This window comes from Brevundimonas sp. GW456-12-10-14-LB3, assembly GCF_059424365.1.
This window is the reverse complement of the sequence record NZ_JBWKZJ010000059.1, coordinates 1-7,767: the sequence shown is the minus strand read 5'-3', so window position 1 is coordinate 7,767 and position 7,767 is coordinate 1. Positions and strand designations below refer to the sequence as shown.

General features: G+C 68.3%; 6 protein-coding genes. 4 read left to right on the top strand and 2 right to left on the bottom strand.

What is annotated here, in order from left to right:
* Window positions 1-43 precede the first annotated feature (43 nt).
* Together prfB and AC07XS_RS15325 are read right to left on the bottom strand one after the other, a co-directional pair.
* Window positions 44-1,166, bottom strand: a protein-coding gene (gene prfB / locus AC07XS_RS15330; protein WP_182715132.1) for a peptide chain release factor 2 whose coding sequence is annotated in 2 segments (ribosomal slippage) — window positions 44-1,096 and window positions 1,098-1,166 — 1,122 coding nt in all. Because the reading frame shifts where the segments join, the coding sequence is not laid out codon by codon here.
* 120 nt (window positions 1,167-1,286) lie between these two features.
* On the bottom strand, window positions 1,287-3,698 hold the full coding sequence (locus AC07XS_RS15325) for a penicillin-binding protein 1A (RefSeq protein WP_182715131.1): 2,412 nt from the start codon (window positions 3,696-3,698) through the stop codon (window positions 1,287-1,289).
* A 136-nt stretch (window positions 3,699-3,834) separates the two neighbouring features.
* Here AC07XS_RS15325 and AC07XS_RS15320 point away from each other — a divergent pair, with 136 nt between their 5' ends.
* The 4 genes from AC07XS_RS15320 to mutL all read left to right on the top strand — a co-directional run.
* Complete coding sequence (locus tag AC07XS_RS15320) at window positions 3,835-4,263, top strand: organic hydroperoxide resistance protein (protein WP_054765607.1); 429 nt, start codon at window positions 3,835-3,837, stop codon at window positions 4,261-4,263.
* A 169-nt stretch (window positions 4,264-4,432) separates the two neighbouring features.
* Complete coding sequence (cobS, locus tag AC07XS_RS15315; RefSeq protein WP_182715130.1) at window positions 4,433-5,437, top strand: cobaltochelatase subunit CobS; 1,005 nt, start codon at window positions 4,433-4,435, stop codon at window positions 5,435-5,437.
* Window positions 5,438-5,503: 66 nt separating this feature from the next.
* Complete coding sequence (locus AC07XS_RS15310; protein WP_321208176.1) at window positions 5,504-7,276, top strand: response regulator; 1,773 nt, start codon at window positions 5,504-5,506, stop codon at window positions 7,274-7,276.
* Window positions 7,277-7,340: 64 nt separating this feature from the next.
* Window positions 7,341-7,767 (top strand): DNA mismatch repair endonuclease MutL (gene mutL, locus AC07XS_RS15305; protein ID WP_182715129.1); only part of this gene is annotated, 427 nt, incomplete at its 3' end.

Genomic DNA, 7,767 nt, shown 5'->3' with positions numbered 1-7,767 from the left:
GGCCTGATCGCCGGATTTCAGCGATCAGGCCGCGTCCTCGCCGTCAATCGGCGACGGAGCCCCGCGTCTGGCCGACCCGCGCCGCCAAGGCCGCGCCCATGAAGGCGTCCAGATCGCCGTCCAGCACCCCTTGCGTATCCGAGGTTTCGACCTCGGTCCGCAGGTCCTTCACCATCTGATACGGCTGCAGCACATAGGATCGGATCTGGTGGCCCCAGCCGATGTCGGTCTTGGCGTCCGCCAGGGCCTGGGCCGCCGCCTCGCGCTTCTGCAGTTCCAGCTCATACAGACGCGCCCGCAGCATCTTCCACGCCTGTTCGCGGTTCTGGTGCTGCGACCGTCCGGTCTGGCAGGACACGACCGTATTGGTCGGAATGTGCGTCAGACGCACCGCCGAATCGGTCTTGTTGATGTGCTGACCGCCGGCGCCCGAGGCGCGATAGGTGTCGGTGCGCACGTCGGACGGATTGATGTCGATCTCGATCGTGTCGTCGACGACTGGCGAGACGCCGATCGAGGCGAATGAGGTGTGCCGCTTGGCCGCCGCATCATAGGGGCTGATCCGCACGAGGCGATGGACGCCGGATTCCGACTTCAGCCAGCCATAGGCGTTGGGGCCGCTGATCAGAACGGTGGCCGACTTGACCCCCGCCTGTTCGCCGTCCTCCTGAGCCTCGACCGTGACCTCATAGCCGTGAGCCTTGGCCCAGCGGCTGTACATCCGCAGCAGCATGCCCGCCCAGTCGTTGGATTCTGTGCCGCCGGCTCCGGAGTTGACTTCCAGATAGGCGTCGTTTCCGTCGGCCTCGCCGGACAGCAGGGCCTCCAGCTCGGCCCGCGCCGCCCGCTCCTTGATGCCGCGCAACAGGGCGCGCGCCTCTTCCAGAGCGGCCTCGTCGCCTTCTTCATCGGCCATATCGGCCAGCATGACCCCGTCTTCCAGGTCCTGCTCCATCGCCTTGACGGCGTTGATCTGGCCTTCCAGGCGCGAACGGTCGCGGCTGACGGCCTGGGCCTCTTCCGGCCGGTCCCACAGGGTCGGGTCCTCGACCCGTGCGTTCAGCTCATCGAGCTTTCTGACGGCGACGTCCCAGTCAAAGACGCCTCCTGAGCAGAGCGACGCTCTGCTCGATGTCGGCCTTCATGGCCTCGACATCCGGTCTCATCGCAATCTCCAGCGACACTAGGCCCTCAAGCAGCGCGGCCCGCAGGTCGCGCGATAGGGCGAAAAGAATGAAGAACGGCGCGCCACGAGGACGCGCCGTTCGGAAGGCCTACCTAGAGCCTCAGTACAGTCCGCTCAAGTCCTCGGCCGGTGCCTTCTTCGGCGGCGGCGGGGCGGCGGCGGGCGGCAGGGCGTTGGCGCCGGCGGCCGCCGCCTCCTGTTCGCGACGGATCACGTCATAATAGTTCTGGGGTCCGACCGGCTGGCTCGGGGCCTGGACCGGGGCCGGCGCCTGGCGTTCAGTGCCGGGGCGGAAGGCTTCCTCGATCCCATTCACCGTGCGGAAAACGGCGTTCTTGGGCCGCACGAATGGCCGGGCCGGCCGCTCCTTCAGCGCCGTCTGCATGAATTCGGTAAAGACCGGCACGGCGGCCGAGGCGCCGGCCTCGCCGGACCCCAGCGACCGGTTGTCGTCAAAACCGATGAAGACCCCGACCACTATGTCGGTGGTGAAGCCGACGAACCAGGCCGAACGGTATTCATTGGTCGTGCCGGTCTTGCCGGCGACCCAGCGACCCAGGCCGCGCGCGCTGGCGGCCGTGCCCCGCTGGACCACGCCTTCCAGCATCGAACTCATCTGATAGGCGGTGATCGGATCGATCACCTGGGTTCCGCGCGGCTGAAGACGCGGCGATTCCTGACCGGAGAAGCCCCGCCCGCATTCGCGGCAGTTGCGGGCGTCCGCGCGGAAGATGGTCTGGCCGTCCCGGTCCTGAACATAGTCGATCAGATAGGGGGTCACGCGCCGTCCGCCGTTGGCGAAGGCCGAATAGGCGGCCGTGATCTCCAGCGGCGTCACCTCGCCCGCGCCCAGGGACACCGACAGATTCGGCGTCAGCCCCGGAATACCCATCCGGGCGGCCTGATCGACGATCTTCTTCATGCCGACCGACTGGGCCAGGCGCACCGTCATGACGTTGCGTGACAGCTCCAGCCCGCGCCGCAGCGTCTGGGGTCCGTAATATTCCCGGCTGTAGTTCTCAGGCGTCCAGCGCTGGCCGTTGGGGCCGCCGGCGAAGCTGATCGGGGCGTCCAGAACGATGGAGGCCGGGGTGAAATCCCCCTCCAGCGCCGTCGCATAGACGAAGGGCTTGAAGGCCGACCCCGGCTGTCGCTTGGCCTGGGTCGCCCGGTTGAAGCTGGACAGGGCAAAGGAATAGCCGCCCACCATGGCCAGAACCCGGCCCGACTGGGGCTCGATCGCCACCAGGGCGCCGTTGACGCGCGGCACCTGTTTCAGGGCGAACTGGCCGTTCTTCTTCTCGACGAAGATCAGCTCGCCGCGCCGCAGCTGCCGATTGGCGTTGGCCCAGGCGGCGTCGGCGGCGATCAGGGTTCCGCTCTCGTCGCCCTTGGCCGTGCGGATGCGAACCGTGTTTCCGCTGACGCTCTCGATGGCGGCGGCCTGCCAGCTGCGGCGTTCGGGCGGCGCCTGTTCCTTCAGGGCGGCGGCCTGCCAGCCCTCGGCGAAGTCGGTCGAGCCCCACCCTCCGCGCCAGCCGTGGCGACGGTCATAGTTCTCCAGACCTTGCATCAGCGCCTGGCGCGCGGCCGTCTGCAAGGTCGGGTCCAGGGTGGTGCGCATATAGAAGCCGCCGGCGCGCAACTGGGCGCCGAAATCGGGATTGGCCGCCGCCTGACGCCGCGCCTCCTCCACAAAGAAGTCCGCGTCCTTATATTCCGACCGCTGCGGCGCGTCGCGCGTGACCAGGGGCCGGGCGCGCGCCTCGGCCAGCTGAGCCTGGGTCAACCAGCCGCTCTGCTCCATCTCGCCCAACACCCAATCCCGCCGGCCCTTGGCCGCGCCCGGATGACGTTTGGGGTGATAGTTGTTCGGCCCCTTGGGCAGGGAGGCCAGAAAGGCCGCCTCGTCCGGCGTCAGCTGGTTCAGCGACTTGCCGAAATAGTTGTAGGCGGCCGAGGCGATGCCGAACGACCGGTAGCCCAGGAAGATCTCGTTCAGATACAGGCCGAGGATCTGCTCCTTGGACAGGGTCGCCTCCAGACGATTGGCCAGGATGGCTTCCTTCAGCTTGCGGTTCAGGCTCGATTCATTGGTCAGCAAGACGTTCTTGGCCACCTGCTGGGTGATGGTCGAGCCGCCCTCCAGCCGGCGCCCCTGCACCAGGTTGAAGACGTTCTTCAGCGACGCCCGGCCGATGCCGCCCACGTCGATGCCGCCGTGCTGGAAGAAGTTGCGGTCCTCGGCGGCCAGGAAGGCCTGCACCACCGTCGCCGGAATCTGATCGTAGGAGACGTAGATTCGCCGCTCGTCCGAAAACTCGCCGATCAGGGTGCCGTCGCCCGCATAGACTCGCGTCGCCGTTGGCGGACGATAGTCCGCCAGTTCCGAGGCGTCGGGCAGGTCGTGGAACAGCCACGCCGCATAGACGGCCACCGCCACCCCCGCCAGGGCGATGCCGCCCAGCAGGACCATGCCCGCCCATACGAACCAGCGTTCGGCAATCTTCACGGCCTACTCCGACGACACGCCCCGAATTGGTGCTTTAGCCCGCGTCGGCCCCGAAAGGCTAGGGTGCGGATGCAACGCCCCCTTTCCCTGCCCCGTTCAGCCCCCATCTGAAGCCTTCCCAACACAGGAGACCGCCATGGAAGTTCTGTACCGCGCCCAGGCCACCGCCTCGGGCGGCGGCCGCGAAGACGGCCGCTCGACCACCGACGACGGCAAGATCGACGTCCGTCTGTCCACCCCCAAGGAGATGGGCGGCAAGGGCGGCGACGGGACCAATCCCGAACAGCTGTTCGCCACCGGCTATGCGGCCTGTTACCTGGGGGCCCTGCGTCTGGTCAGCGGCAAGGCGGGCACACCCGTCGGCCCCGACACCAAGATCACCGCCGGCGTCGGCTTCGGCAAGAACACCCGGGGCGAAGGCTTCAACCTCGACGTCGATCTGACCGTGACCGACCACGGCCTGGATCAGGCCGTGATCGAAGACCTGATCGAAAAGGCGCATCAGGTCTGCCCCTATTCCAACGCCACGCGCGGCAACGTCGACGTTCGCCTGGCGGCCAAGTAAGACCTCCGCTCATCCCCGCGAATGCGGGGACCCAGTGCTTTGGGCGATGATCGCCGCCGTCTTCAAAAGCGCATCGTCCAACGCACTGCCGAGCAAAAGAGCGGGATCCCCGCTTTCGCGGGGATGAGCGGGGTTTAAGTGATCCCCAACGTGCGCTAATCGCTCGGGCATGACCTCCCCGCTCGACGCCTCCCCCGATCCGCTGATCACCCTGGAACCGACCCGCCGCGTGACCCTGCGCGAAGCCTTCGGCGTCGACAGCGACATGACCGTGCCCGCCTTCGCCGAGCGCGACAGCCATGTGCCCGAGATCGACGAGGCCTATCGCTTCGATCCGCAGACGACGATCGCCATCTGCGCCGGCTTCGCCTTCGACCGCCGCGTCATGGTGCAGGGCTATCACGGCACCGGCAAGTCGACCCATATCGAACAGGTTGCGGCCCGCCTGAACTGGCCCCTGGTCCGCATCAATCTGGACAGCCACGTCAGCCGCATCGACCTGGTCGGCAAGGACGCCATCGTCCTGAAGGACGGCAAGCAGATCACCGAGTTCCGCGAGGGCATACTGCCCTGGTCGCTGCAACGCCCCGTCGCCCTGGTCTTCGACGAATATGACGCCGGCCGCCCCGACGTCATGTTCGTGATCCAGCGCGTGCTGGAGGCGCAAGGCCGCCTGACCCTTCTGGACCAGAACCGCGTCATCCGCCCGAACAAATATTTCCGCCTGTTCGCCACGACCAACACCATCGGCCTGGGCGACACCACGGGCCTGTATCACGGCGCGCAACAGATCAATCAGGCCCAGCTGGACCGCTGGAACATCGTCACGACGCTGAACTACCTCGACCACGACGTCGAGGCCGAGATCGTCGCCGCCAAGGTTCCCGAATGGTCCGACGCGGAAGGCCGCCGCCGCATCGCCGCCATGGTCCGCGTCGCCGACATGACCAGGAACGCCTTCATGAACGGCGACATCTCCACCGTCATGTCGCCCCGCACCGTCATCACCTGGGCCCAGAACGCCCTGATCTTCGGCGGCGACGTGGCCCTCAGCTTCCGCCTGACCTTCCTCAACAAGTGCGACGAACTGGAACGTCCCACCATCGCGGAATTCTACCAGCGGGCGTTTGGGGAAGACCTCCCCGAAGCGGCGACGCGGGTGAAGGTGGGTTAGCCCCCGGATTGAGGGCTCATTAAGGTCCTCCCCTTATGGCGAAGCTCGTAAGAGGGGCGCCGCCGCGTGATCCAGAACGCAGACTATATCCGGGCCTATGCCGACCGGTATCGCGACATGTTCGCGGTCCGGCTGACGACCATCGTCGCCGTCATCCTGGTGGCCGCCTGGGTGCTGGACTGGGGCTGGGCGGCGAACTTCGGCCTGATCCAGCTGGGTCTCTACGTCCTCTTGTGGCGAACGGTCGAGATCGCCCGCACCCGGCCCGAGGCGCCGGGCGCGGGGCGGCGGTTCCGTCTGCGGACCGAATGGATCACCCTGGGCCTGGCCTCCCACAACGCCGTCTACATCCTGGCCGCCTGGTGGGTTCGGCCCGATACGATCGACTATCTGCGGCTGCTGCTGGCGGGCAATCTGATGGTGGGCGCCCTTCAGGTCCACATCAGCCGGCGCAGCTTCCTGGCGGCCGTGGCGCCGCCGTCGATCGCGGCCATGATCATCGCCGCCCACCAGCCCCAGGCCACGCCGACGCTGAAGTTCGCCGTCGCCCTGTTCGTCCTGGGCATCATCGCCGCCGCCTGGCGTCAGTGGCGCGGCGACCGCGAGACGGTGGAGCTGATGGTGGCCCTGACCGAACGCAGCCGCCAGCTTCAGGCCGCCCTGGGCCAGGCCGAGACCGACCGGGCCGCCGCCGAACGGGCCAACAAGGCCAAGTCCCGCTTCCTCGCCATGATCAGCCATGAGGTCCGCACCCCTCTGAATGTCATCCTGGGCCTGACCGAGGTGTTGCGCGGCCGGCGCCGGCCCAAGGCCGAGGCGGTCATCATCGACGACATGGCCGAGGCGGGCGGCATGCTGCTGCGGCTGCTGAACGGGGCGCTGGACATCTCCAAGATCGAATCGGGTCAGTCCGATCTTCAGATCGGCCCCGTCGACGTCGCCGCCCGGATCGAGGCCATCGCCCGGGTCTGGCGCACCCGCGTCGCCGAACTGGGCCTGACGCTGGAGGTCGTGCTGGACGGCGACCCTGCCGATTTCGCGGTCCTGACGGATCAGGCGCGGGTCGAACAGGTGCTGATCAACTATCTGTCCAACGCCCTGAAACTGACCCCGGCGGGAACCATCCGCCTGGTCGCCCAGGCCCGGCCCCAGGCGGACGGCCGGATCGCCCTGAGCCTGGAGGTCCACGACCAGGGCCCCGGCGTGCCCGAGGATCAGCGCGAGCGCATCTTCCAGCCGTTCGAACAGCTGGCCGCCGGGCGGGCCGCAGGCGGGGCGGGTTTGGGCCTGGCCCTGTGCCGCGCCGCCGCCGAGGGGCTGGGCGGAAGCGTCGGCGTGCGTCCGGCCGAGGGCGCGGGCGCCGTCTTCTGGTTCCGTTTCACTGCCCCGCGCGCCCCCGTCGAGGCCGACGCGGAGGCCGCTCCGCCCGCACCGACGCCCGACGCGCCCCCAGCCCTGCGCGTCCTGGCGGCCGAGGACCATCCGGCCAATCGCAAGCTGCTGGCCCTCTTGTTCCAGTCGTTCGGCCTGGACCTCGCCCTGGTCGAGAACGGGCGCAACGCGGTGGACGCCCTGCGCGCCGACCGGTTCGACCTTGTGCTGATGGACGCCATGATGCCGGTGATGGACGGGGTCGAGGCGGTCAGGCTGATCCGCGCCGAGGAGGCCGCCGAGGGCCGCCCCCGCACCCCGATTCACATGCTGACGGCCAATGTGTTCGAGGACGACGTGGCCCGCTATCGGGCCGCCGGGGCCGACGGCGTCCTGGGCAAGCCGATCCAGATCGGCGCGCTTCAGGCCCTGCTGGAACAGACGGCCGCCTCCGCCGTCCCCGCCTGACGGAAACGGTCCGGCCCTGACCGGCGTGGCGCGAATCCCTTCGCCCCCCTATCTTGGCGGGCACATGCCCATTCGCCGCCTCTCCCCCGAAACCGTCAACCGCATCGCCGCCGGCGAGGTGGTCGAGCGCCCGGCCAGCGCCATCAAGGAACTGGTCGAGAACGCCCTGGACGCCGGGAGCCGCAATATCGAGATCCAGGCCGACGGCGGCGGCCTGTCGCGCATACTGATCGCCGACGACGGCAAGGGCATCCCCAAGGACGAACTGCCGCTCGCCGTCGAACGCCACGCCACGTCCAAGCTGGAGCCCGACGACGCCGGCGACGTGGACCTGCTGCGCATCCACACCCTGGGCTTCCGGGGCGAGGCCCTGCCCTCGATCGGCTCGGTCGCCCGGCTGTCGATCACCACCCGAGCTAGGTCCGATTCCGGCGACGCGACCGAGGCCTGGGTCATTCAGGTCGAGGGCGGCGCGACCCGCCCCCTGACCC